At 69.0% G+C, this 21,875-nt stretch carries 19 protein-coding genes and 2 pseudogenes; 12 read left to right on the top strand and 9 right to left on the bottom strand.

All coding sequences use genetic code 11. The annotated features are described in order from the left end of the window. Positions 1 to 660 precede the first annotated feature (660 nt). From NS331_RS25545 to NS331_RS13765, 8 genes are all read left to right on the top strand, one after another. A complete protein-coding gene (locus NS331_RS25545) occupies positions 661 to 1,335 on the top strand; it encodes a DUF1120 domain-containing protein (protein ID WP_082702463.1) in 675 nt (224 codons plus the stop codon). 39 nt (positions 1,336 to 1,374) lie between these two features. Next, positions 1,375 to 2,121: a fimbria/pilus chaperone family protein gene (locus NS331_RS25540; protein ID WP_082702462.1), complete on the top strand. Its 747-nt coding sequence runs from the start codon at positions 1,375 to 1,377 to the stop codon at positions 2,119 to 2,121. Positions 2,122 to 2,422: 301 nt separating this feature from the next. Continuing rightward, the gene (locus tag NS331_RS13785) at positions 2,423 to 4,804 is read left to right on the top strand and encodes a fimbria/pilus outer membrane usher protein (RefSeq protein ID WP_058642554.1); all 2,382 of its coding nucleotides are present in this window, start codon (positions 2,423 to 2,425) and stop codon (positions 4,802 to 4,804) included. 29 nt (positions 4,805 to 4,833) lie between these two features. Continuing rightward, a complete protein-coding gene (locus NS331_RS13780) occupies positions 4,834 to 5,445 on the top strand; it encodes a hypothetical protein (protein ID WP_153012847.1) in 612 nt (203 codons plus the stop codon). A 94-nt stretch (positions 5,446 to 5,539) separates the two neighbouring features. After that, entirely contained in the window at positions 5,540 to 8,419 is a 2,880-nt protein-coding gene (locus NS331_RS13775) for a YadA-like family protein (RefSeq protein ID WP_058642552.1), read from the top strand. A 31-nt stretch (positions 8,420 to 8,450) separates the two neighbouring features. After that, positions 8,451 to 8,597, top strand: coding sequence for a hypothetical protein (locus NS331_RS26710; RefSeq protein WP_193758107.1), 147 nt, complete (start codon positions 8,451 to 8,453; stop codon positions 8,595 to 8,597). A 30-nt stretch (positions 8,598 to 8,627) separates the two neighbouring features. Continuing rightward, a complete protein-coding gene (locus tag NS331_RS13770; RefSeq protein ID WP_082702460.1) occupies positions 8,628 to 9,368 on the top strand; it encodes a response regulator transcription factor in 741 nt (246 codons plus the stop codon). 213 nt (positions 9,369 to 9,581) lie between these two features. Beyond that, the gene (locus NS331_RS13765) at positions 9,582 to 9,935 is read left to right on the top strand and encodes a hypothetical protein (protein ID WP_058642550.1); all 354 of its coding nucleotides are present in this window, start codon (positions 9,582 to 9,584) and stop codon (positions 9,933 to 9,935) included. A gap of 308 nt (positions 9,936 to 10,243) precedes the next feature. Here the strand turns inward: NS331_RS13765 and NS331_RS13760 are convergent, their stop codons facing one another. The 7 genes from NS331_RS13760 to NS331_RS27150 all read right to left on the bottom strand — a co-directional run bounded on the left by NS331_RS13760 (position 10,244) and on the right by NS331_RS27150 (position 18,280). After that, positions 10,244 to 10,636, bottom strand: a complete 393-nt coding sequence (locus tag NS331_RS13760) for a RidA family protein (protein WP_017759209.1) — start codon at positions 10,634 to 10,636, stop codon at positions 10,244 to 10,246. 32 nt (positions 10,637 to 10,668) lie between these two features. Further along, a complete protein-coding gene (locus tag NS331_RS13755) occupies positions 10,669 to 11,070 on the bottom strand; it encodes an acyl-CoA thioesterase (protein ID WP_058642556.1) in 402 nt (133 codons plus the stop codon). A 74-nt stretch (positions 11,071 to 11,144) separates the two neighbouring features. Next, the gene (locus NS331_RS13750; RefSeq protein ID WP_082702459.1) at positions 11,145 to 12,833 is read right to left on the bottom strand and encodes a benzoate-CoA ligase family protein; all 1,689 of its coding nucleotides are present in this window, start codon (positions 12,831 to 12,833) and stop codon (positions 11,145 to 11,147) included. Positions 12,834 to 12,855: 22 nt separating this feature from the next. Next, positions 12,856 to 14,019 (bottom strand): acyl-CoA dehydrogenase family protein, encoded by a 1,164-nt coding sequence (locus NS331_RS13745; protein ID WP_058642549.1) that lies wholly within the window; start codon positions 14,017 to 14,019, stop codon positions 12,856 to 12,858. A gap of 241 nt (positions 14,020 to 14,260) precedes the next feature. Then, positions 14,261 to 15,124: an enoyl-CoA hydratase family protein gene (locus NS331_RS13740; protein ID WP_058642548.1), complete on the bottom strand. Its 864-nt coding sequence runs from the start codon at positions 15,122 to 15,124 to the stop codon at positions 14,261 to 14,263. Between the two features lie 49 nt (positions 15,125 to 15,173). Next, positions 15,174 to 15,944 carry an SDR family NAD(P)-dependent oxidoreductase gene (locus tag NS331_RS27155; RefSeq protein WP_058642547.1) on the bottom strand — a complete coding sequence of 257 codons (771 nt, stop codon included), beginning with the start codon at positions 15,942 to 15,944 and terminating at the stop codon, positions 15,174 to 15,176. After that, a complete protein-coding gene (locus NS331_RS27150; protein ID WP_058642546.1) occupies positions 15,941 to 18,280 on the bottom strand; it encodes a bifunctional salicylyl-CoA 5-hydroxylase/oxidoreductase in 2,340 nt (779 codons plus the stop codon). The genes NS331_RS27155 and NS331_RS27150 overlap by 4 nt, the downstream gene beginning before the upstream one ends. A 253-nt stretch (positions 18,281 to 18,533) precedes the next feature. Here NS331_RS27150 and NS331_RS27145 point away from each other — a divergent pair. From NS331_RS27145 to NS331_RS13725, 3 genes and pseudogenes are all read left to right on the top strand, one after another. Further along, a pseudogene (locus NS331_RS27145) lies at positions 18,534 to 18,815 on the top strand (styrene monooxygenase/indole monooxygenase family protein); the annotation flags it as partial. A gap of 1 nt (position 18,816) precedes the next feature. Further along, a pseudogene (locus NS331_RS25535) lies at positions 18,817 to 19,059 on the top strand (tripartite tricarboxylate transporter substrate binding protein); the annotation flags it as partial. A gap of 67 nt (positions 19,060 to 19,126) precedes the next feature. After that, entirely contained in the window at positions 19,127 to 20,083 is a 957-nt protein-coding gene (locus NS331_RS13725; RefSeq protein ID WP_058642545.1) for a LysR substrate-binding domain-containing protein, read from the top strand. A gap of 5 nt (positions 20,084 to 20,088) precedes the next feature. Here NS331_RS13725 and NS331_RS13720 read toward each other — a convergent pair whose 3' ends face one another. Both NS331_RS13720 and NS331_RS13715 read right to left on the bottom strand, forming a co-directional pair. Then, positions 20,089 to 20,730 carry a DUF1109 domain-containing protein gene (locus tag NS331_RS13720; protein ID WP_058642544.1) on the bottom strand — a complete coding sequence of 214 codons (642 nt, stop codon included), beginning with the start codon at positions 20,728 to 20,730 and terminating at the stop codon, positions 20,089 to 20,091. Then, on the bottom strand, positions 20,727 to 21,284 hold the full coding sequence (locus NS331_RS13715; RefSeq protein WP_082702458.1) for a sigma-70 family RNA polymerase sigma factor: 558 nt from the start codon (positions 21,282 to 21,284) through the stop codon (positions 20,727 to 20,729). The genes NS331_RS13720 and NS331_RS13715 overlap by 4 nt, the downstream gene beginning before the upstream one ends. Positions 21,285 to 21,487: 203 nt before the next feature. On the opposite strand from NS331_RS13715, the gene NS331_RS13710 reads away from it, so the two are divergent. Beyond that, positions 21,488 to 21,875, top strand: a 388-nt coding sequence (locus NS331_RS13710) for a leucine zipper domain-containing protein (protein WP_153012846.1), incomplete at its 3' end; no start/stop codon positions are given.

Here is a 21,875-nt window from a genome sequence, read left to right as displayed (position 1 = left end):
TGCTAAGTGTGTGAAAACACACGAAAGCGGCAGAAGTTCGATGGGGCTTCGTTGACAAAAAGGATCCTTTTTGCCGGGACGATTTCGGGGCCTTTTTGGCGCCCCTCTCCCTAGGGAAGAGGGGTCCGAAAGGGGTGCGAAATGGATATTTGCATAAAGGATCGTTTTTGCAAGTCCTCGCGAGCACCCCCGTCCGACGAGCCATCGCGCCAAGACGCCACCCAGAGTGCGGTCTCAAGGCATCGCGCCTTCATGCCTGGCGGGCGAAGAGGCACCTTTTTGCGTGGGGATTCGGGCTTGCGGCGTGTGCCGCCTGGGGACACCGCGCTGGCACGACGCCGGCTTGGCCGGGGGCCCGCGGCGGCGTGTCGACGCCGGACAAGGCCCACACCGCGCCCCGCGGGCCCGGGCTGCGGATCGACGACATCGGCCTTGTCCGGTGCAACCCATTTCTCGATATGCAGGCAGGCCGTGCGGACCGTCGGGACCGCGCGTGCCTGGTTGCAGGCTGCAAGTGATCAATTGCTCACCAGAAGGAGGAACCGAGCAACAGAACGACAAGACATTCCATCCCAAAGAGAAGAGATCTGGAAATAGTAATGAATGCCGCGCCCGCAAAACGGCGGCTGCGGCGCAAATTGATTAATTGGAGTTTTTAAGATGTTTAAGAAAGCAATGATTGCCGGTGCTGTGGCTCTGGCGTCTGTGGGTTCATATGCGGCTAGTGCCAACATGACCGTCATCGGGACGATCAGCCCGGAAGCTTGTGCCATCACGTTGGGGAGCTCTGGCGCGGTTGATTTTGGTACTCTGCCAGCTGGAACAGTCAAAGCTTACTCAGCTTATGCTGGCTACTATGTTATGCCGGCAAAGAATATTTCTCTTGACGTCACCTGTGGGGCGCCAACCGCTGTGTCTCTTAGCTGGGCCGATAATCGATCGTCCTCGAAGCCTGCCATTGACGGATCTGATGCATCTCGGTTTGGCCTAGGTGTCAATGGCAGCACCAACATTGGCGCTTACGCCGTCAATTATTCGGCTCTGCAAGTTGCTGCTACGACAGCTGCCACCCCCGCAGCACCTGCAGGAGCTCTGGTGCGGGCTAGGAACACCACTGGCGCCTGGACTACCGCAACGGGCGATTCGGCGTCGTTGTTCAGCGGCGTTAATTCTACCGGTTTCAAACTCGCAGCTTCGGACACGGCGCCTCCGGCACTCGCGAAAATCACCGGCAATCTGACTATTAACGCGCTTGTTAACAAGGCGTTGGTCGACTCTGCTACGAGCGCAATCACGCTAGACGGCAATTCGACTGTAAACGTGGATTACCTTTAATTAACTCAGACTGCCCTCGTAAGAGGGCAGTCAAAAGCAATGAAGAAGTTTAAATCATATTTGATATTCCCAGTCTCATTAGAAATTTTTTTATTTTGCTTGGGCGCTAACGCAACTGGTTTGCAACCAGAGTCTACGATTTTGTTGCTGTCAGCAGCATCGGGACAAGCACAAATCGGCATAAAAAACACTGAAGATCAACCGATGATCATGAATGTAAAAATAGTTGACTTGCCGGGCAGCGAAAAACTCACAGTATTGCCTGTTCCAGCAGTGGCGCGAATAGAGGCAAATGGCAGGCAAGTCGTTCGCGTCGCATTAGATAAGCCCGCTATCGGCTTGGAAAAGCAGTATTTGAAAAGAGTAAGCTTTGAGGGAATTCCACCTAAACGAACCAATTCCCAGTCTGCAATTGTGAATGTCAACGTCCGGCAGACTATCCCGCTTGTCATTTCGCCCGCCGATCTCGAGCAAATTCCCGAGCCGTGGAAAAAACTAGTCATCTCCCGCGGCAGCAGTGGCGCCATGGAAGTGGCCAACGACAGCCCGTTCGTGGTCCGCCTCAAGGCCGACGCCGAGCTATTGCCTATGAAGGCGCCAGTGCGCCTGCTCAAAGACACCTACGTCCTCCCCGGCGAGAAGCACGTCATCGAATTGCCCAAGGACGTCGATGCCTCGACCGTGAAGTCGATCCGCATCTTCCCCGCATCGCCCTGGGGCTTCGCGGTGGACCCGTACGAGATCCCAGTCACCAGCGCGCCTGTGGCGAGCGCTGCGACGCCCTAGCCCTGCCTTTGCTGCAGCGGCCTCTGTTCATCTTCCAACTCCATCCGACCTGAATCGGGTCGCACGTCCACAACAAGAAGCGGGGTGACGCTTGAGGGAAATCGATACGGCGCCGCGGGCGTTGAGGGGGAACTCACGCCTGCGTTTGAGGGCGCGGCTGGGTTGTATGGCCATGGCGGCGAGTGCGAGCTGCCTGCATGCACAGACGCCGCCCACTCAAATCGCACAGGCCTCCACAGGCAAGCCAGGCTCTTCTTCGGCTTCTGCGGTTCAGATTGCCGCAGCCGCCGGTGACGGCACGGTGGCGCAGTTCGACACCGAACTGCTGCGCGAACGGGGTCTGAGCCCGCGCATCGCCGAGTACTTCCGCAACGGCCCGCGCTTCCAGCCCGGTGCCCAGCCCGTCACCTTCACCGTCAACGGCAACGAACTCGGCCGCAAGAGCGCCACCTTCGACGCCGTGGGCAAGCTGTGCTTCACGCCTGCCCTTTTGAGGTCTTTGGGCCTGAAGTCCTATGAGCAGTTCGCGCTAGAGAAACCCAACCTCAAGGTGGACGCCGAGGTTGCCTGCCCGGACTACCGCGACGTCTCGCCCCGCACGCTCATCGTGCTGCGCCCGAACGAAGGCGCTGTCGATCTGACTGTCCCTGCGGAGGACGTCGTGCCCGTGGCTCGCTCCCTGCGCACCGAAACCGGCGGCATCGGCGCCCTGTTCAACTACCGCGGCTACGCCTACGAAAGCCAATGGGCCGGCGGCTACAAGAGCACCTCGCGCTACCTGGACACGGAGCTTGGCTTCAACGCGGCCGACTGGATCGTGCGCTCGCGCCAGATGTACAGCGAGGGCGACGGCGTGGGGCGTTTTAGATGGCAGTCCGCCTACGCCCAACGCACCTTCGTGGACGAGAAGCAGGTGCTGCAGGCGGGCCGCATCACCACCATCAACCCGCTGTACTCGGGCCTGCCCATCACCGGGGCGCAGTGGTTCCCGGAGCGCGGCCTGCGCCAGATGCAGAGCTACCCCATCACCGGAGTGGCCTCCACCCGGGCACGGGTGGAAATCCGCCAGAACGGCGTGCTGCTGTATTCCACGGTGGTACCCCCGGGCCCCTTCACGCTGACGGACTACCCGCTCACCAACAAGGGCGCGGACCTGCAGGTGCGGGTGATCGAGGAGACGGGCAGCGAGCAGATCATCACGGTTCCCGCTTCGTCTCTGCTGCTGGCATCCGACAACACCCAGAACGCCGGCCTGACCATCGCGGCCGGCCAGCTGTGGGACCAGACGGACGTGCGCACCTACGACCGCGTGCCGGTGCTCACGGGCGCCTATGGCTGGGCCTTGGGGCCGGTCAGCGGCACCGTCGGTGGCTTGGTCTCGCGCAGCTACACCTCCGCCGGCGTGGCGGCCAACTGGAAGTTCGCGGAGAACGCCAGCGCCTTCGGCCAGGTATTGGCCTCGCGCGATGGCCGGCGCGATGCCAATGGTGCCCAGGGCAGCGCGGCCGTGGCCTGGCAGGCCAGCAAGGACGTGTCCCTGGGCGTCTCCGGCAACTTGCGCACCGTCGGCTACCGCACGGTGCAGGACGCGGCCAGCATCTATCAGGCTCCCATCGTGGGCATCGGGGCGCGATCCCAGCTGGGCGCCACCGCCAGCTGGAGCCTGGGGCGCTTCGGCTCCGTCTCCGCCGGCATCACGCGCGAGACCTACTTCGACGGCGAGCCCGGCCACATCTATTCGCTGGCCTGGGGCACGAGTTGGCAGCGGGTGAACTTCCAGTTGGGCGTCTCGCGCAACACGGCCAGAACGTACCTGGTGGACCCGCGCCAGCCCTGGGCGGGCTGGGTGCTGCAGCAGCCCAACACCTACGTGTACGCCAACCTGTCGATCCCGCTGGGCAGCAATGCCACCAGCACCACCTACGCGCGGCGCAGCAACGACGTCACGCGCTACGGCACGGGCATCGACCAGCGCATCAACGACATGCTGAGCTACCGCGTCTCGGCCGAGCGCGCCGACGACGGCCGGGGCACCGAGGCCTCGGGCTCCATCACGGTGGTGCCGCGCTACACGTCCTTGACGCTGGGCGTGAGCGACCGCCAGGGCGGCAGCAGCTACTACGGGGAGATCACCGGCAGCGTGCTGGCCACGCCCATGGGCGTGGGCTTCTCGCCGTATGCGGTGGCCGACACCTTTGGCGGCATCAACACCGGCAACGTGGTGGGCCTGAAGGTGGACACGCCGCAGGGGCCGGTGTGGTCGGGCCCGGGGGGCTTTGCGGCGGTGCCCTCGCTGCTGGCCTACCAGGACTCGCGGCTGGAGGCCAGCCTGAAGGATGCGTCGCTGGACGTCGACGTGGACAACCCCTTGCAGGTGGTGCAGGCGGGCCGGGGCGCGGTGCTGTCGGTGGACTTCGGGGCCAAGCGGGTGCGGCGGGTGCTGCTGGAGGTGCGGGATGCAGATGGGCAATTGGTGCCGTCCGGCCTGGCGGTGCTGCGTGGTGGAGACGAGTTCTTCAGCTCGACCGCGCAGGGCGGGCGGGTGATGGTCAGCCGCATGGTGGACGGGGACATGTTCTACGTGGAGCTGCCCAGCGGCAAGCGCTGCCTGGTGCAGGACATCGAGACGAGCCCCAAGAAGGACGGCGAACTGTTCGAGAGCGGCAAGGCGGTGTGCAAGTGAGTGGGCGCAACCAGAGAAAGAGGAACGGCATGACCAACCGAATGAAACGGCAACTGCATCGATGGCTCGGCGTGCTGGTGCTCGTGGCGGCCGCCACGGCGGCGCCGGCGGCCATGGCCACCTGCACCATGAGCGTGTCGCCCAACGACCTGGACTTCGGCAACAAGAGCTACATGCCCTTGCCGGACTCGCAGGAGGTGTCTGGCTACAAGCAGGTGGGCGTCAAGACCGCCATGCTGATCGTGGCATGCGACGACGGTGCGGCCACGCGCGATGTGATGGTTCAAGCGCTGCCGGGCCAGCGCGGTGACCTGTTCGCGTGGTCCCCGACGGTGCAGACCAGTCCGGACCCGGCGCCCGGTGCCCTGCGTGTGGCGGTCCTGCAGGCGCGTGCGGGCGACGGCAGCGTGGTGCCGCTGCGCTATGTGCCGAACTCGGGTACGGGGCAAGGCGGCACGACGGCCGGGCCTTTGCTGCTGACAGGACCGGGCACCCTGGTGCTGGACCTCAATGGCGTGAGCGCCTCCGCGCGCGGTGCGGTGGGGGTGCAGGTGCAGGTGCAGACGCTGCTGAAGTCCAGCGGCTTCGCGCCCACCGGGGCCACGCCGTTCACGGCGCGACTGGACTTTCAGACGCAGTAACCCCCCACCAGGCATGGCGCGCACGACGGCGGCGTCGTGCGTGCCCCAACAGCGAATTCAACACAGGGCCAGAGGCCGGAGCGGGAATCAAGCGATGGACACGATCAAGAACACGACAAACGCCACCACACACGCCAAACGCACCCAGGTGGCTGCCGCCGCGGCAGCGTTGGTGCTGCTGCACGCAGGCGCGGCCTGGTCGCAGGTGGCCAGCGGCACGGCCAACGGCGCCAATTCCAATGCGGTGGGCACGGGCTCCACGGCCAACGGCCCGGACTCGCTGGCCATCAGCCGCGGCAGCAGCGCAGGCGGCATCGACAGCATCGCCATCGGCCACAACGCCACCAACGACACCAATGCGCAGTACAGCATCGCCATCGGCAGCGGCGCGCACACGAACGACTACGAGGGCGTGGCCATCGGGCGCGGGACCTTCGCGGTGGCGGGCTCCCTGGCGCTGGGCCGGCAGGCGCAGGCGGGCTATGCCTCCAGCATCGCGCTGGGGGATTCGACGCAGACCTTCGGCGTGAACTCGGTGGCCCTGGGCCAGTACGCCGAAGCGCGCGAGGAGAGCATTTCCATCGGCGACAACGCCGGTCGCTACGGCGCGGCGGGCAACAGCTACAACGTGGGCATCGGTGCGAGCTCCTCGCTGTTCGTGACGGGCAGCGAGAACACGGCCGTGGGCGTGGGGGCCGGCTCGCGCGTGCAAGGCTCGGGCAACGCGGCCTTCGGCAGCGGCGCGGGCACCTGGGTGACGGGCAACGGCAACGTGGCGATGGGCCTGAACGCGGGCAGCGGCAGCAACGGCAGCCCGATCACGGCGTACAGCACGGTGGCCATCGGCTCGAACTCCTTGGCAACGCAGACGGCCGGTATGGCCTTGGGCGTGGCGGCCAACGCGCAGGCGCAGTCGGCCATCGCGATGGGCTGGGGCGCGACGGCGGGTGGCACGGCGTCCTTTGTGGCCGGCGGTCGCAGCGCGGGCGACAACGCGGCGGCGGCCAATGCGACGCCGGCATCCTCCGGCTCGGCTGCCACCAGCGCAGTGGTGATGGGCGGTGCCTACAACGCGGCCGCCCCCGGCGCCGCTGTGGGTGCCTCGGCCACCGGCGTCAACGCCGTATCCATCGGCGGCGCCACGAACACCACGGGGGCGGGCACGGTCACCGGCGCCTCTGCCTCAGGCCGCAATGCCATCGCCATCGGCGGCAGCGACACAACGGCGACGACGGGCGCGCAGGCCTCGGGTGACAACGCCGTCGCCTTGGGCCGCGGTGCTCGCGTAGGCGCCACGGCCTCGCGCGGCTTGGCCCTTGGCGCCAACAGCCAGGCCACCGGCGCCGACGACGTGGCGCTGGGCAGCAACTCCCAGACCACGGCTGTGCAGGCCACCCCCAGTGTGACGCTGCTGGGCACGAGCTACACCTTTGCCGGCGGCACCCCGACGGCCGCGCTGGCGGTGGGCAACCGCCAGATCCAGGGTGTGGCCGCAGGCCAGGTGAGCAGCACCAGCACGGACGCCGTCAACGGCAGCCAGCTCTACGCCACGAACCAGGCGCTGAGCAGCTTGGCTGCCAACGTCACCAACGGCACCACCGGCCTGGTGCAGCAGACCGGTGGCTCGCCAGGCAATGGCGGCATCACCGTGGGGGGCTCGACGGGTGGCACCACCGTGTCCTTCACCGGCACCGGCGGCGACCGGCGCCTGAGCGGTGTGGCCAACGGCACCGCCACCAACGATGCGGCCACCGTGGGCCAGCTCGGCGGCATCACCACGGCCTTGGGCGGCGGTGCCCAGGTCAACCCCGACGGCAGCATCCAGGCGCCCAGCTACACCTTGAACACGGTGAGCGCCGGCGGCACGGCCGGCAGCGCCACCTACAACAACGTGGGCGACGCCCTGGGCAGCCTGAGCAGTTCCGTGGGCAACTTGAACACCTTTGCCAACGGCATCGCTGCCGGTGGCGGCATCAAGTACTTCAGGGCGAATTCCAGCGGCGCCGACGCCTCGGCCACGGGCACCGACAGCATCGCCATGGGCCCCGGCTCGGTGGCCAGCGGCAACGGTGCCATCGCGCAAGGCGCCAATGCGCTGGCGAGCAACACCAATTCCATCGCCATCGGCACCAGCGCCCAGGCCACGGGCGTCAACTCGGTGGCCATCGGCGCCAATGCAGTGGCCCTGAACTCGGTGGCGGTGGGCGCCGGCGCCCAGGCCGACCAGGGCGGCGCAGCCTTCGGCGACAACGCGGTCGCCCGCGCAGCGCCCCAGGGCACCGCCCTGGGCAACGGCGCCGTGGTGCAGAGCAGCCGCGGCGTTGCGCTGGGCGCCGGCAGCGTGGCCGACCGGCCGGGCATGAACGGCCAAGCCGAAGCCTTCACCGGTCAGGCGGTGACCTCCACCCAAGGCGCCGTCTCCGTGGGCACGGCAGGCGGTGAACGCCAGATCACCAACGTGGCCGGCGGCACGCAGGCCACCGATGCGGTGAACGTGCGCCAGTTGCAGGCCGTGCAGGCCGGCAGCGTGCAGTACGCCCGCCGCGCGGACGGCAGCGTCGACGCCCAGCACGTCGTGCTCGGCGATGGCAGCACCCCCACCACGGTCTCCAACGTCGCCGCAGGCGTCGCCCCGACGGACGCGGTGAACGTGCAGCAGCTGAACGCGGGGCTGCAGGCGCAGCAGCAGTACAACGATGCGCGAGCATCCCAGCTGCAGCAGCAGATCACCAGCAACCGGCAGCAGGCCTCGGCCGGGGTGGCCTCGGCGATGGCCCTGGCCGGGCTGCCGCAGCCGTGGGCGCCGGGCAAGAACATGACGTCTGCGGCCGTGGGCAGCTATGACGGCGAGGCGGCGTTGGCGGTGGGGCTGTCGCGCATCGACGAGTCCGGGCGCTGGGTGCTCAAGGCCGGCGGCACGGTCAACAGCCGCGGCAAGGTGGGCGCCAGCGTGGGTGCGGGTTGGCAGTGGTGAACAGGACAGCCGCCATGAACGGGAGCCGCCCATGCCCAGCTGGCTGAGCTTGCTGCTCGGGCTGATCCTGGGCGCCAGCCTCGCCTGCGTGGCGATGGCGATGTGCGTTGCCGCGCACCGGGGCGACGCGGCCCTGCGCGACGAGCTCGACGGTGCCCAAGGCGACGCGGGCGGGTGAGCGGCACCCCGGCCCTTTGAAAGTGAAACGATGCAGATTGCTTTGATCGACGGCGAGCCGGCCCACATGGAGCGCATGCGCCAGGCGCTGCAGCTGCCGCTGCCGGGCCAGGAAGGGCGCACGGTGCTTCGCAGCATCGGCAGCGTGCAGGCGCTGCACGCGCTGCACCATCAGACGGTGGATGCCATGGTGGTGGACTGGGCGATGTTGCGCGACTTCGGCGGCCGGCTGCCCGCGCTGGCACTGCCCGCCGGCTGCGGGCGCGCGCCCGCATTGGTGCTGCTGCCGGAGGCATTGGCCGAGGGCGAGCTGAAGCGGGCCTTGGGCCTGGAGGCCGAGGACTACGCCTTCAAGCCCATCGCCACGGCGGAGTTGCGATGGCGCATCGCGCGGCTGGCGCGCCCCCGAGTCGAGGCGGACCGCCAGTACGGGGACTGGCGGCTGCAGCCGGCCACCCACAGCGTGCTGGTGCGCGAGCACGGGCCGGCGGCCGCGCTGCGGCGTGTGGTGCTCACCGAATGCGAGTTCAGGCTGCTGGCGCGCCTGATGCGCGAACTGGACCGCACCGTGCCGCGCGAACATCTCATCGCTGCGGCCATTGCGCCGTGGGCCAGCACCGGCTCGCGCTCGCTGGACACGCATGTGTACCGCCTGCGGCGCAAGCTGCCGATGGATGGCTCGCACGGCTTTCTGCTGCAGGGCATCTACCGCGTCGGGTATCGGCTGTGCGCGACCACGAGTAGGGCAGGCATCGGCGCTTCGGGCGGTTGACCGGCACCCTGCTGCGGCGGCGCTTCCGCGTACCGAGCGGGATCGATTGTTTCCTTGCCATGAACATCACGTTCCCCGGAAGGAAGGGTTTTCCCTAGATTCGAGGTCCACAATTCATCTCACGGGCCAGCGATTGAACGCAGACCCGAAGCCGGCGGGGCGGGTGCCCTGCCAGCTCTGTTCAACGCATTGCCTGCCTACAGGAGAAAAATCATGACCAAGACCTCGAAGATCATCGCCCTCGCCGCCCTGTCGTTCGCCGCCGTTGCCGGCGCCCACGCCGAGGAATACCAGGGCGTCGTCGCCCCCGTGTCGGCCCTGAGCCGCGCCGAAGTGAACGCCCAGGGTATGCAAGCCGCCCGCGCCGAGCAAAACCTGGAATACGTCGGCCAGCAAGTCGCCGCGGCACCGGCCGCTCCCCGCAGCCGTGCCGCCGTGCAGGCCGAAGCCGTGGCTGCTGCCCACAACCCGACGTCCAACCTGGATGCCAAGGCCTTCGTGAACAGCACGATCCCCACGCAGTACACACAGGGCAGCCTGTCGGTCTACCGCAAGGCCGGTCTGTAATCAGACCTCGTGGCGCCCACGTCGGGCCCGTCGTCAGCGGGCCAAATGAAGGGCGACAGCCTGCGGGCACCTCGAAAGCCGGTATGCGAACGCATGCCGGCTTTTTGCTGGGGGCTCGGAGGTGCAGGATGACCGGGGATGCGCCCGACCGCGCGGCCGCGGCCTGCCACCTGCCGTTCACCCTGCGCCTGTCGAAAGGGGAACGGCGCGGACGCTGTGATCGCGCTTCGCTGGGGCCCGTGGTTCCGTGAACTTACACAAATCGCCCGCTGGGTGCCGCCGACAGGTATGGAGCGGGCGCGGCTCCTTCAGTCCGGCACCACCGCCGTGACCTCGATCTCCACCTTGGCGCGGTCTTCCACCAGCGCCGACACCTCCACCGCGGTCATCGCGGCGTTGTAGCAGTTGATGAGTTCGCGGAAATGCTTGCCGATGGCCGGATAGGCAGCCACGTACTCGCGCTTGTCGGTCACGTACCAGGTCATGCGCACGATGTGCTCGGGGCTGGCGCCGGCCTCACGCAGCACCTCGACGATGTTCTGCAGCGCCTGGCGCACCTGCTCGCCCAGGTCGTCGGTGTGGAACACACCCTGCGCGTCCCAGCCGATCATGCCGGCCACGAAGACCATGCGGCCCTTGGCGGTGACGCCGTTGGCATAGCCCTTGGGGCGCGGCCAGCCGGGAGGAAGAAGAACTTGCATGCGGGACTCCTGCGGGGAAAAGACGTTGAAACTCAGGTGGCGGCGGGATCGGCCGCGAAGCGCGCCAGCGCCTCGCGCACGTCCGGCGGAATGTCGATGGCGCGGTGCGTCTGCAGGCTGGTGAAGACGAGCACCTGCCGCGAGGCCACGCGCAGTTCGCCGTCGGCGCCGGTGCACTGGAGCGCCAGCGTGAGCGAGCGTCCGCCCGCGCGCTCCACCGCCAGGCCCAGCTCGACGGTGTCGCCCAGCCGGCTGATGGCGCGGAAGTCGCACTCCAGCCGCACGATGGGCAGGCCGATGTGGCGGCCGGCGATCATGCCGGCGTAGTTCACGCCCAGGCCGTCGTTGAACCAGTCCTCCACCAGCTGGTTGAACATCACCAGGTACTGGGGAAAGAAGACGATGCCGGCCGGGTCGCAGTGCGAGAAGCGGATGAGCTGCGTGCACGCGAAGCGGGCCGGCGATGCATCGGCGGCCTCGGCCTGATCGGCGGGGGTGGCGACGCGGATCACGAGGCCGCTCCCACCCGTCTTGCGGACGTCGCCGGAGTCGCCTCGGTCGTCGGCGCCATCGACGCCGCCTGCGCGGCCTGCTTGAGCACGAAGCGCTGCAGTTTGCCCGTCTGCGTGCGCGGCAACTGCGCCACGAAGACCACCGAGCGCGGGTACTTGTAGGGCGCAACGGTCGCTTTGACGAAGTCCTGCAGCGTGCGCACCATCGCGTCATCGGCGATGCCCGCGCCGGGCCGCAGCACGACGAAGGCCTGCACGATCTGGCCGCGCTCGGCGTCGGGCGCGCCGATGACGGCGCATTCGGCCACGGCCGGGTGCTGCATCAGCGCCTCTTCCACCTCGGGCGCGGCGATGTTGTAGCCGGCCGAGATGATCATGTCGTCGGTGCGGGCCTGGTAGAAGAAGTAGCCGTCGGCGTCCATCAGGTAGGCGTCGCCGGTGAGGTTCCAGCCGCCCTGCACGTACTGCGCCTGCCGCGCATCCGACAGGTAGCGGCAGCCCGTGGGGCCCTGCACGGCCAGGCGTCCGACCGTGCCTGGCGGCAGCTCGTTGCCGGCTTCGTCCACGATGCGGGCACGGTAGCCGGGCACCGGCTTGCCGGTGGCGCCCGGCCGCGCATTCGCTTCGTCGTGCGAGATGAAGATGTGCAGCAGCTCGGTCGAGCCGATGCCGTCGATCAGCTCGATGCCGGTGGCCTGCTTCCACAGCGCGCGGGTGGTGGCCGGCAGTGCCTCGCCGGCCGAGACGCACTTGCGCAGTGGCGTGGCGCGCAGCACGGCGCCCTGCTCGGCCAGCAGCCGGTACGACGTCGGCGCCGTGAACAACACCGTGGCACCGAAGTCCTGGACGCCCTGCAACAGCTGAGGCGGGCCGGCCCTTTCCAGCAGCACGGTCGAGGCGCCCACGGACATGGGAAAGAGCACCAGCCCGCCCAGCCCGAAGGTGAAGGCCAGCGGTGGGCTGCCGATGAACACGTCGTCGGCCGTGGCGCGCAGCAGGTGCGGCGGCCAGCAGTGGCACACCGCCATCACGTCGCGGTGGAAGTGCATGGTCGCCTTGGGCACGCCGGTGGTGCCCGAGGTGAAGCCGAACAGGCAGGTGTCGTCGGCAGCCGTGTCCACGTTGTCGAAGACCGGCGAGGCCTCGGCCATCAGCGCCTCCAGGCTGTCCCGGCCTTCGGCATGGAAGTGACGGACGTGCTGCAGCACCGGCGCCTTCTGCGCGGCCTGCGCCAGCTCGTCGGCGAGGGCGGCGTCGCACAGCGCGTGCGTGACCTGGCCGATCTCCAGGATGGGCACCAGCTCCTTGGCGCGCAGCAGCGGCATCGTGGCCACGGCGATGCCGCCTGCCTTCATCACCGCGAACCAGCAGGCCGCGAGCATGGGGTTGTTGGGCGCGCGCAGCAGCACGCGGTTGCCCGGCACCAGGCCCATCTGCTTCACCAGCACATTGGCGATGCGGTTGGCCTTGTCCTGCAGCTCGGCATAGGTCCAGCGCAGGCCGGGCGCCAGGAGGCAGGGCCGGTCGCCGCGGCCTTCGGCCACATGGCGGTCCAGCAGTTCGGTGGCGCAGTTCAGCCGCGCGGGCATCTGCAGTTCGGGCAGCTCGAAGATGAACTGCGGCTGCTGCTCGGGCGGCGGCAGGTGGTCGCGCGCGAAGGTGTCGACGTGGGCGGTGGCGGTCATGGCGGTCTCCGGCCGAGGGCGCTCAGGCCGCCTTGGCGGCGCCGGCCTCGCGCAGCAACTCGCGGCCGATGATCAGCTGCTGCACCTCGGTGGCGCCCTCGTAGATGCGCAGCGCGCGGATCTCGCGGTAGAGCCGCTCCACAGGCTGCTCGCTGACCACGCCCAGGCCGCCGAACATCTGCACCGCGGCGTCGATGACCTGCTGCGCGTTCTCGGTGGCGGTGAGCTTGGCCATGGCCGCGTCCTTGGTCACCGGCTCGCCGCGGTCGCGGCGCCAGGCGGCGCGGTAGGTCAGGAGCGCGGCGCTGTCGATGGCCGTGGCCATCTGCGCCAGCTTGGCCTGGGTGAGCTGGAAGTCGGCCAGCACGCCGTTGAACATGCGGCGCGTGGTGGCACGGGCCAGGGCCTCGTCGAAGGCGCGGCGCGCAAAGCCCAACGCGGCGGCGGCCACGGAGGTGCGGAACACGTCGAGCGTCCGCATGGCGACCTTGAAGCCCTCGCCAGCCGCGCCCAGGCGCTGGCCGGCGGGCACGCGGCAGCCGGTGAAGCGCAGGCGCGCCAGCGGATGCGGCGCGATCACCTCGATGCGCTCGGCGATCTCGAAGCCGCGCGTGCCGGCCTCGACGATGAAGGCGCTGATGCCGCGGGCGCCCGGCGCCTCGCCGGTGCGGGCGAAGACCACGTAGAAGTCGGCGATGCCGCCGTTGGAGATCCAGGTCTTCTCGCCATCGAGCACGTAGTGGTCGGCGTCCTGCCGCGCGCTGCACTGCATGGCGGCGACGTCGGAGCCGGCGTCGGGCTCAGAGAGGGCGAAGGCCGAGATAGCCTCGCCGCGGGCGACGCGGCTCAGGTAGCGCTCGCGCTGCTCCGGCGTGCCGTGCAGGCTGATGGCGCCGCTGCCCAGGCCCTGCATGGCGAAGGCGAAGTCGGCCAGGCCGCTGTGGCGCGCCAGCGTCTCGCGGATCAGGCAGATGGCGCGGGCGTCCATGGCCTGCGCCGATTCGCCGACGGCATGCTTGAGCCAGCCGCCTGCGCCGAGCGCCTTGACCAGCGCGCGGCATTCGGCGTCCACGTCGTGGCCGTGGTCCTGGGAGATGTTCTGCGCGGCCCAGGCGTCCACGGCCTGCGCGAGTTCGCGGTGGCGGGCCTCGAAGAAAGGCCAGTCGAGGTAGGTGGTGTCGGCCATGGGTCAGTGCTCCTGCGCGTGGGATGTGGCCGTTCCCCGGCCTTTGAACCGGAATGCCGCCATCGAGGACCCGCTGGCTGGTATTCCCCCCTCTCCCCTCGCGGGAGAGGGCCGGGGAGAGGGGGCGACGGCGGTCGTACCGAACGACAGCCACGTCGGGGCGCAGGCGCCCCCTCTCCCCAACCCCTCTCCCGCGAGGGGAGAGGGGCTCGACGCCGAGATGGTTGGGGACTGGTGCATCTCAGTCTCCCTGGAAGACGGGCTTCTGCTTCGCCACGAAGGCCTCATAGGCCCGCGTGAAGTCCTGCGTCAGCATGCACAGCGCCTGGGCCTGGGCCTCGGCCTCGATGGCCTGCTCGATGGTCATGGCCCATTCCTGATGCAGCATGGTCTTGGTGATGCCGTTGGCGAAGCTCGGGCCTTCGGTCAGCTGGGCGGCCAGCTTCTGCGCTTCGGCCAGCACCTCTTCGGGCGCGCACAGGCGGTTGAAGAAGCCCCAGCGTTCGCCCTCCTCGCCGCCCAGCGCACGGCCGGTGTAGAGCAGCTCGCTCGCCCGGCCCTGGCCCACGATGCGCGGCAGCATGGCGCAGGCGCCCATGTCGCAGCCGGCCAGGCCGACGCGGTTGAATAGGAAGGCGGTCTTGCTGCGGGCCGTGCCCAGGCGCAGGTCCGAGGCCATGGCCAGGATGGCGCCGGCCCCGGCGCACACGCCGTCGATGGCGGCCACGATGGGCTGCGGGCAGGCGCGCATGGTCTTGACCAGCTCGCCGGTCATGCGGGTGAACATCAGCAGCTCGGGCGCCTTCAGCCGCACCAGCGGGCCGATGATCTCGTGCACGTCGCCACCGGAACAGAAGTTACCGCCGGAACCGGTGAGCACCACCGCCTTCACGTCATCGGCCCACTTGAGCTGGTGGAACAGGTCGCGCAGCTCGGCATAGCTGTCGAAGGTGAGCGGGTTCTTGCGCTCGGGGCGGTTCAGCACGATGGTGGCCACGCCCTCCTTCACCGACCACTGGAAGTGCCGGGCCTCGTAGCCGGCCAGGGGACGCTGGTTGCCGGCCACCAGGGCCGGGTCCACGCGGGGGATGGTGTCGCTGCTCATGCGGTCTCCGTTCTTGTCTGCGTTGGTGGGGTGGAAGGCGACGACGCGGTCACATGACCTCGCCGCCCGCCACGGAAATGGATTGGCCGGTCACGGCCCCCGCGCCCTGGCCGCACAGCCAGGCGACGGCGTCGGCCACCTCGTCGGGCTGCACCAGGCGGCCCTGCGGATTGCTCTTGACGAATTCGGCGCGTGCGGCCTCGGGGCTGCGGCCGGTCTTGGCGACCACGCGCTCGATGCTCTGGCGCACGATATCGGTCTCGGTGTAGCCAGGGCACACGGCGTTGACGGTGATGCCCTTGGTGGCCAGCTCCAGCGCCAGCGAGCGGGTCAGGCCCACCACGCCGTGCTTGGCCGCGCAGTAGGCCGACACGTAGGCATAGCCCACCTGCCCCGCCGTGCTCGCCACGTTGACGATGCGGCCCCATCCTGCCGCCAGCATGCCGGGCAGCACGGCCTGGCTGCAGACCATGGTGCCGGTCAGGTTGACGGCCAGCATGCGCTGCCACAGGGCCATGTCCATCTTGTGGAAGGGCGCGCTTTCGGCCTGGCCGGCGTTGTTGATGAGGGCGGCGACGGGGCCGAAACGACCTTCTGCTGCGGCAAGCGCGGCCGAGACCGCCTCGGCATCGGCCACATCGGCACTGACGGCGAACAGCCGCTCGGGGTCTTCGGCGGCCACAGCCTGCACGGCCTCGGCGCTGCGACCGAGCACGGTCACATGCCAGCCCTCGGCCAGCAATCGCCGCGCGATGGCGGCGCCGATGCCGCGGCCGCCGCCGGTCACCAGCGCATGGCGCGGGCCTGCGGCGCCGCTCACTTGGCGGCCCCCGCGGCCTCGGCCATGGCCTTCTCGCGGGCGAAGTTGGCTTCCATCTGCGGCTTGGCCGACCGGTACTGCCTGGGCCAGGTGATGGCCGTGTAGCCGATCTTGGCGGCCTCGGTCAGCGTCCAGGCGGGGTTGGCCAGGTGCGGACGGGCCACGGCGCACAGGTCGGCGCGGCCGGCGGCCAGGATGCTGTTGGCATGGTCGGCCTCGCTGATGGCGCCAACGGCGATGGTGGGAATGCCCGCCTCCTGCCGGATGCGGTCGGCGAAGGGCGTCTGGAACATGCGGCCGTAGACCGGCTTTTCCTTCTTGCTCACCTGGCCGGAGGAGCAGTCGATCATGTCGGCGCCCGCGGCCTTGAACGCCTTGGCGATGGCCACCGCGTCCTCGGGCGTGATGCCGCCCTCCACCCAGTCGTGGGCCGAGATGCGCACCGACAGCGGCTTGTCCGCCGGCCAGGCGGCGCGCACGGCGGCGAACACTTCCAGCGGATAGCGCAGCCGGTTCTCCAGCGAGCCGCCGTACTCGTCGGTGCGCTGGTTGGTCAGCGGCGAGATGAAGCTCGACAGCAGGTAGCCGTGCGCACAGTGCAGTTCCAGCCAGTCGGCGCCGGCTTCGGCGGCGGCACGGGTGGTGGCGACGAACTGCGCCTTCACCTCGGCCATGTCCTCGTGCGTCATGCCGCGCGAGACCTGGCTCACGCCCTCCAGGTACTGCTGCGGCGAAGCCGACAGCAGCGGCCAGTTGCCCGATTCCAGCGGCTGGTCGATGCCGTCCCAGGCCAGGCGGGTCGAGGCCTTGGCGCCGGCATGGCCGATCTGGATGGCGAATTTGGCATCGGTGTTGGCATGGATCCAGTCCGCGATGCGCTTGAAGGCCACCGTGTGCTCGGGCTTGTAGAGGCCGGGGCAGCCGGGGGTGATGCGGCCCTCGGGGCTGACGCAGGTCATCTCGGCAAACACCAGGCCCGCGCCGCCCATGGCGCGGGCGCCCAGGTGCACCAGGTGGTAGTCGCCGGCCACGCCGTCCACCGCCGAGTACTGCGCCATGGGCGAGACCACGATGCGGTTCTTGAGCGTGACGCCGCGCACCGTGTAGGGCGTGAACATGGGCGGCGGTGGCGTCTTGCCCTCGGGCACCGGCACGTCGGCGCGCTGCGCGAACCAGCGCTCGTAGCCTTCGAGCCAGCCGCGGTCGCGCAGGCGCAGGTTCTCGTGGCTGATGCGCTGGCTGCGCGTGAGCATCGAGTACATGAACTGCTCCGGCTCTAGCTGGTCGCAGTAGCGCTTGCCGCACACCTCGAACCATTCCATGGCGTTCCAGGCGGCGTTCTGGATGCGCAGCGTCTCCACGCGGCGGGCTTCCTGGTAGGCCTTGAGCACCTCGGGGATGTGCTCCCGGGTGTCGCCTTCACGGGCGAACAGGCGGGCCAGTTCGATGGCATCCTCGATGGCCAGCTTGGTGCCGGAGCCGATGGCGAAGTGCGCCGTGTGCACCGCGTCGCCCATCAGCACCACGTGGCTGCCGTGCTCGTTCTGCAGCGACCACTGCTCGCAGACCACGCGCTGGAAGTTGATCCACGCCGAGCCGCGCAGGTGCCGCGCATTGGTCATCAGCCTGGCGCCCTGCAGGTCGCCGGCGAAGATCTTCTCGCAGAACTCGATCGATTGCTGCTGGTCGGCCTGGTCCAGGCCATGGGCCTTCCAGGTGTCCTCGGTGGTCTCGACGATGAAGGTCGAGGTGGTGTCGTCGAACTTGTAGATGTGGGCCTGGAACCAGCCGTGCTCGGTGCGCTGGAAGTCGAAGGTGAAGGCCTCGTAGACCTTGTTGGTGCCCAGCCAGATGAAGCGGTTGGGCCGCGCCACGATGTCGGGCTTGAAGACGTCGGCGTACTTGCTGCGGATGCGCGAGTTGACGCCATCGCTGGCGATGATGAGGTCGGCGTCGGGATAGTCGGCGTCGCTGTCGGCCTCGGTCTCGAACACCAGGTTCACGCCCAGCGCCTCGCAGCGCGCCTGCAGGATGTTCAGCAGCTTCTTGCGGCCGATGCCCACGAAGCCGTGGCCGCCCGAGCGGATGCGCCGGCCCTTGAACAGCAGCTCGATGTCGTCCCAGTGGTTGAAGGCCTGCTCGATCTCGTCGGCCGTCTCGCGGTCGCAGGCACGCATGTTGTCCATGGTCGCGTCCGAGAAGACCACGCCCCAGCCGAAGGTGTCGTAGGGCTTGTTGCGCTCGACCACGGTCACCTGGTGACCGGGGTTGTGCTTCTTCATCAGCAGTGCGAAGTACAGGCCGGCCGGCCCGCCGCCGATGCAGACGATGTTCATGGAAAGGCTCCTTAGCGATGGCTTGGGATGGAGTCTCCTCCTCAATTAGTTTAGTTGTCAAGCAATTCGGCGCGACTGGCCGGCGCGTGCGCAACGCCTGCAGCGGGCGGACAGGCGCTGTGGCCAGCGGATGGCGGCGGTGCGGGCCGCTTCCTAGCATGGCCCTGCCACGGTCGGGGAAGCCCCGGCCGCGCACCGCGAAGCCTTCCTTCCTTTCCTTCCTCTTCGTCTGCATCCGCCAGGAGAACCATCCATGAGCCGCAAGATCGCCATCGTCGGTGCGGGCCAGTCCGGCCTGCCCCTGGCCCTGGCCCTCGCCCTGCAGGGCCGGGACGACACCGTCACCCTGGTCACCAACCGCAGCCCGGACGAGCTGCGCCGGGGCAAGGTGATGTCCAGCCAGTGCATGTTCGACAACGCGCTGCAGATCGAGCGCGACTTCGGCCTGTACCTGTGGGCGGACGACTGTCCGCCCGTGGAGGGCATCGGCCTGACGGTGCCGCATCCCGAGCAGCGCGGCGAGCGCCTGATCGACCCCCGGCTTCGAGGCCCTCAACTGGTATGCCTTCGTCGCGCCGGGCAAGGCGCCCGCGCCCATCCTCGACGGCTGGAACCGCGAGATCGTCAAGGTGCTGAACGACCCGGGCCTGAGCGAGGCTCTGACCAGGCACGGGCTCACGCCCCAGCCCACCACCCGTGCCGAGTTCGCGGCCTTCATGCGCAAGGAGTACGACCAGTGGGGCGCCATCGCCCGGGCGCGCAAGCTGACGGCGGAATGAGGGCCGGGAGACGTCCCCCGGCATGACGGGGCGACGGCGCACCAGCCGCTGAGGACAATCGCGGCCCATGGAACTGCGCCAGCTGCGTTACTTCGTCCGCATCGTCGAGGCCGGCTCGATGAGCCGCGCCGCCCTGGAACTGGACGTGGTGCAGTCCGCGCTCAGCCAGCAGGTCTCGCGCCTGGAGGGCGAACTGGCCACGCGGCTGCTGCAGCGCAGCCCGCAGGGCGTGACGCCCACCGAAGCGGGCCTGGCCTTCTTCCACGAGGCCAAGCTGACGCTGCGCCATGCCGAGCAGGCGGTGCGCTCGGCGCAGCAGGCCCGGCTGTCGGGCAGCGTCAGCATCGGCCTGGCGCCCACCACCTCGGCGCTGCTGGGCCTGCCGCTGATGCAGGCCATGCGCGAACGCTACCCCGAGGTGCGGCTGCACATGGTCGAGGGCATGTCGGGCCACCTGGCGGCCATGCTGCGTGCCCGCGAGCTGGACCTCGCCATCCTCTTCGGCCACCGGCCCGATGCGCTGGCGCTGCACGAGCCGGCCGGCGGCGCGGGCCGCGGCTGGCAGGTGCTGCCGCTGATGGAGGAAGCACTGTTCCTCATCCGCTCGGTGGCCCAGCCGGCGCTGCCGCCGCAGGTGGACATCGAGGCGCTGCGCACCGAGCCGCTGATCCTGCCCACCGGCCCGCACGGGCTGCGCAGCGCCATCGATGCCGCCTTCGACCGCGCCGGCATCGCGCCGCAGGTGGCGCTGGAGGTCGATTCGCTGGCCATGGTCATGGCCGCCGTGGATGCCGGCCTGGGCGCCACGCTGCAACCTTGGGCCGCCCTGGGCCGATATCCGGATGCCGACCGGCGCTTCCGCCATGCCCGGCTGGACGCGCCGGTGGCGCGCCGCGTCAACCTGCTGTGCAGCCGGTCCGACGAAGAGCTGGCGCCCGCCGTGCTGGCGGCCCGCGGCGTGGTGCGCGACAGCGTGCGCGCGCTGGTCGCGGACGGTCGCTGGGCCGGGGTGACGCTGGTCTGACCCGCCTACCAGCGCAGCAGCCGCGGCCCCAGCGCGGCGCCCACCGCGACCGGCAGCAGCATGCCGAGCACGTACCAGATCGCAAGGAAGGGCGCCGTCAGTTCGGGGCAGTGCAGCGCATACACCGCCGCGCCTGCACCGCCCGCCAGCAGCCCGGCCGCGGCACCCGCCCGGCGCGGCCGGGTGGCCGCCATGCCGCGCAGCATCCAGAAGGCGGCGACGAACACGGGCAGGCCAATCAGGCCGATGTTGGCCACGCAGGTGCGCCAGGTCTGGCCCATCAGCGCCGGCATGCGCCCGGCCTGCGGCATCTCGACCCAGCGCCACGCCGCCAGTGCCCACAGCAGCCCGATGGCGGCCGCCGCCAGCCAGCCGGACCGGCCGGGCCCCACGCCGGGACTGGCCAGGCGCCGCAGCATCAGCAGGCCGGCCGCCGCCACAGCGAGCGGCACGGCCAGCTTGACCCACAGCATGGGCAGGGCCATCACGCGCCACAGGTCGCCGCGCACGCCGTAATCCCATTGCAGGATCAGCAGCGACAGCGGCAGGCTGCAGGCCAGCGCCAGCCCGAGCCGGCGCGAGGCCGCACCCGCGGCCACCGGCGCCGTGTCCTGTGCCAGCAGCTTCACCAGATCGTCGGTCTTCATGCGGCCGCCTCCTTGTCGATGCCGAGCCGTGCGGCCAGGGCCTTGAGGCCGCGGTGCACGCCCACCTTCACGGCCGATTCGGACATGCCCGTCAGCTGCGCCGTCTCGGCCACCGACAGGCCCTGCAGCTTGGTGTGCACGATGGGCAGGCGGTGGCGGTCGGGCAGCGTCTCCAGCAGCACCAGCAGGTCGCGGCGTGCCTCCTGCGCCTCGGCCTCCGAATCGGCCACCAGTTCGAGCGCATTGTCCAGCGGCTCGTGCAGCGCCTCGCGCGAGGACTTCTGGCGCAGGTGGTCGATCAGCTTGTGGCGGGCGATGGCATGCGCCCAGGCCGTCACGGGATGGTCGCGCAGGTAGGTGTGTCGCTGGTTGTGCATGGCAAGAAGGCACTCCTGGACCAGGTCCTCGACGTCGTCGGGCCAGCCGAACAGTCGGCGCCGCAGAAAGGCGCGCAGGTGCGCCGACAGCTCCGACAGGAACTGGCGGTAGGCATTCGCATCGCCATCGAGTCCCCGCAGGAACAGCGTGCGCAGATGGGCTTCGGCGGTACTCATTCGGGCAGGGCCTCCTTCCATTCGTCGCACAGGGCGTGCGGGTTACAGGCAGCGGCGCTTTATTTTTCTGCAGGCGATTGTGCTTCCGCGTAACGGCCGCCGTGCCCAGGTGGAACTAGCTGTCATGTCTCAATAGGTTGTTCACCCGGAAGGGTCTGGGAGACTGGAGTTACCACGCTTCAGTCACCAGAGGGATCTTCCGAGTGAACAGCCATAAGAATGCCAGATTGACCTTCAAAGGACGCAAATTGCTTGTCCAGCGCATCGCCACCCTGGGGCTGATGCCCGCAGCCGAGGCTGCGGGCATCAGCCCGCGCACCGCACGCAAGTGGCTCCAGCGCTTCGAGCAGCATGGCGAGCGCGGCCTGCTGGACCGCAGCTCACGCCCGGCTCGCACGCGCTCCTGCCTGGACGCGCAGCTCTTCGAGCGCATCGACCAGCTTCGCCGCTGTCGCATGCACATGCGGCAGATCGCTCGCACCGGCGGGCGCAGCGTGCCCCCCGGGTGCAGGCTGCCAGCCCGCCCGGGTCTGTCCTGCCGGAAAGCGCTTGATCCTGCGCGCGCGCCGTTTCGGTACGAGCGAGATGCAA

The sequence above is a fragment of the Pseudacidovorax intermedius genome, from assembly GCF_001476815.1.
Taxonomy (GTDB): Bacteria; Pseudomonadota; Gammaproteobacteria; order Burkholderiales; family Burkholderiaceae_C; genus Xenophilus; species Xenophilus intermedius_A.
The sequence above is the reverse complement of the archived record's forward strand: the minus strand, read 5'-3'. Positions and strand labels throughout refer to the sequence as shown.

What these genes read in the sequence shown, in the direction of transcription:
- NS331_RS25545 (WP_082702463.1), top strand. Translation starts at nt 661, where the DNA reads ATGTTTAAGAAAGCAATGATTGCCGGTGCTGTGGCTCTGGCGTCTGTG.
- NS331_RS25540 (WP_082702462.1), top strand. Translation starts at nt 1,375, where the DNA reads ATGAAGAAGTTTAAATCATATTTGATATTCCCAGTCTCATTAGAAATT.
- NS331_RS13780 (WP_153012847.1), top strand. Translation starts at nt 4,834, where the DNA reads ATGACCAACCGAATGAAACGGCAACTGCATCGATGGCTCGGCGTGCTG.
- NS331_RS13775 (WP_058642552.1), top strand. Translation starts at nt 5,540, where the DNA reads ATGGACACGATCAAGAACACGACAAACGCCACCACACACGCCAAACGC.
- NS331_RS26710 (WP_193758107.1), top strand. Translation starts at nt 8,451, where the DNA reads ATGCCCAGCTGGCTGAGCTTGCTGCTCGGGCTGATCCTGGGCGCCAGC.
- NS331_RS13770 (WP_082702460.1), top strand. Translation starts at nt 8,628, where the DNA reads ATGCAGATTGCTTTGATCGACGGCGAGCCGGCCCACATGGAGCGCATG.
- NS331_RS13765 (WP_058642550.1), top strand. Translation starts at nt 9,582, where the DNA reads ATGACCAAGACCTCGAAGATCATCGCCCTCGCCGCCCTGTCGTTCGCC.
- NS331_RS13760 (WP_017759209.1), bottom strand. Translation starts at nt 10,636, where the DNA reads ATGCAAGTTCTTCTTCCTCCCGGCTGGCCGCGCCCCAAGGGCTATGCC.
- NS331_RS13750 (WP_082702459.1), bottom strand. Translation starts at nt 12,833, where the DNA reads ATGACCGCCACCGCCCACGTCGACACCTTCGCGCGCGACCACCTGCCG.
- NS331_RS13745 (WP_058642549.1), bottom strand. Translation starts at nt 14,019, where the DNA reads ATGGCCGACACCACCTACCTCGACTGGCCTTTCTTCGAGGCCCGCCAC.
- NS331_RS13740 (WP_058642548.1), bottom strand. Translation starts at nt 15,124, where the DNA reads ATGAGCAGCGACACCATCCCCCGCGTGGACCCGGCCCTGGTGGCCGGC.
- NS331_RS27150 (WP_058642546.1), bottom strand. Translation starts at nt 18,280, where the DNA reads ATGAACATCGTCTGCATCGGCGGCGGGCCGGCCGGCCTGTACTTCGCA.
- NS331_RS13725 (WP_058642545.1), top strand. Translation starts at nt 19,127, where the DNA reads ATGGAACTGCGCCAGCTGCGTTACTTCGTCCGCATCGTCGAGGCCGGC.
- NS331_RS13720 (WP_058642544.1), bottom strand. Translation starts at nt 20,730, where the DNA reads ATGAAGACCGACGATCTGGTGAAGCTGCTGGCACAGGACACGGCGCCG.
- NS331_RS13715 (WP_082702458.1), bottom strand. Translation starts at nt 21,284, where the DNA reads ATGAGTACCGCCGAAGCCCATCTGCGCACGCTGTTCCTGCGGGGACTC.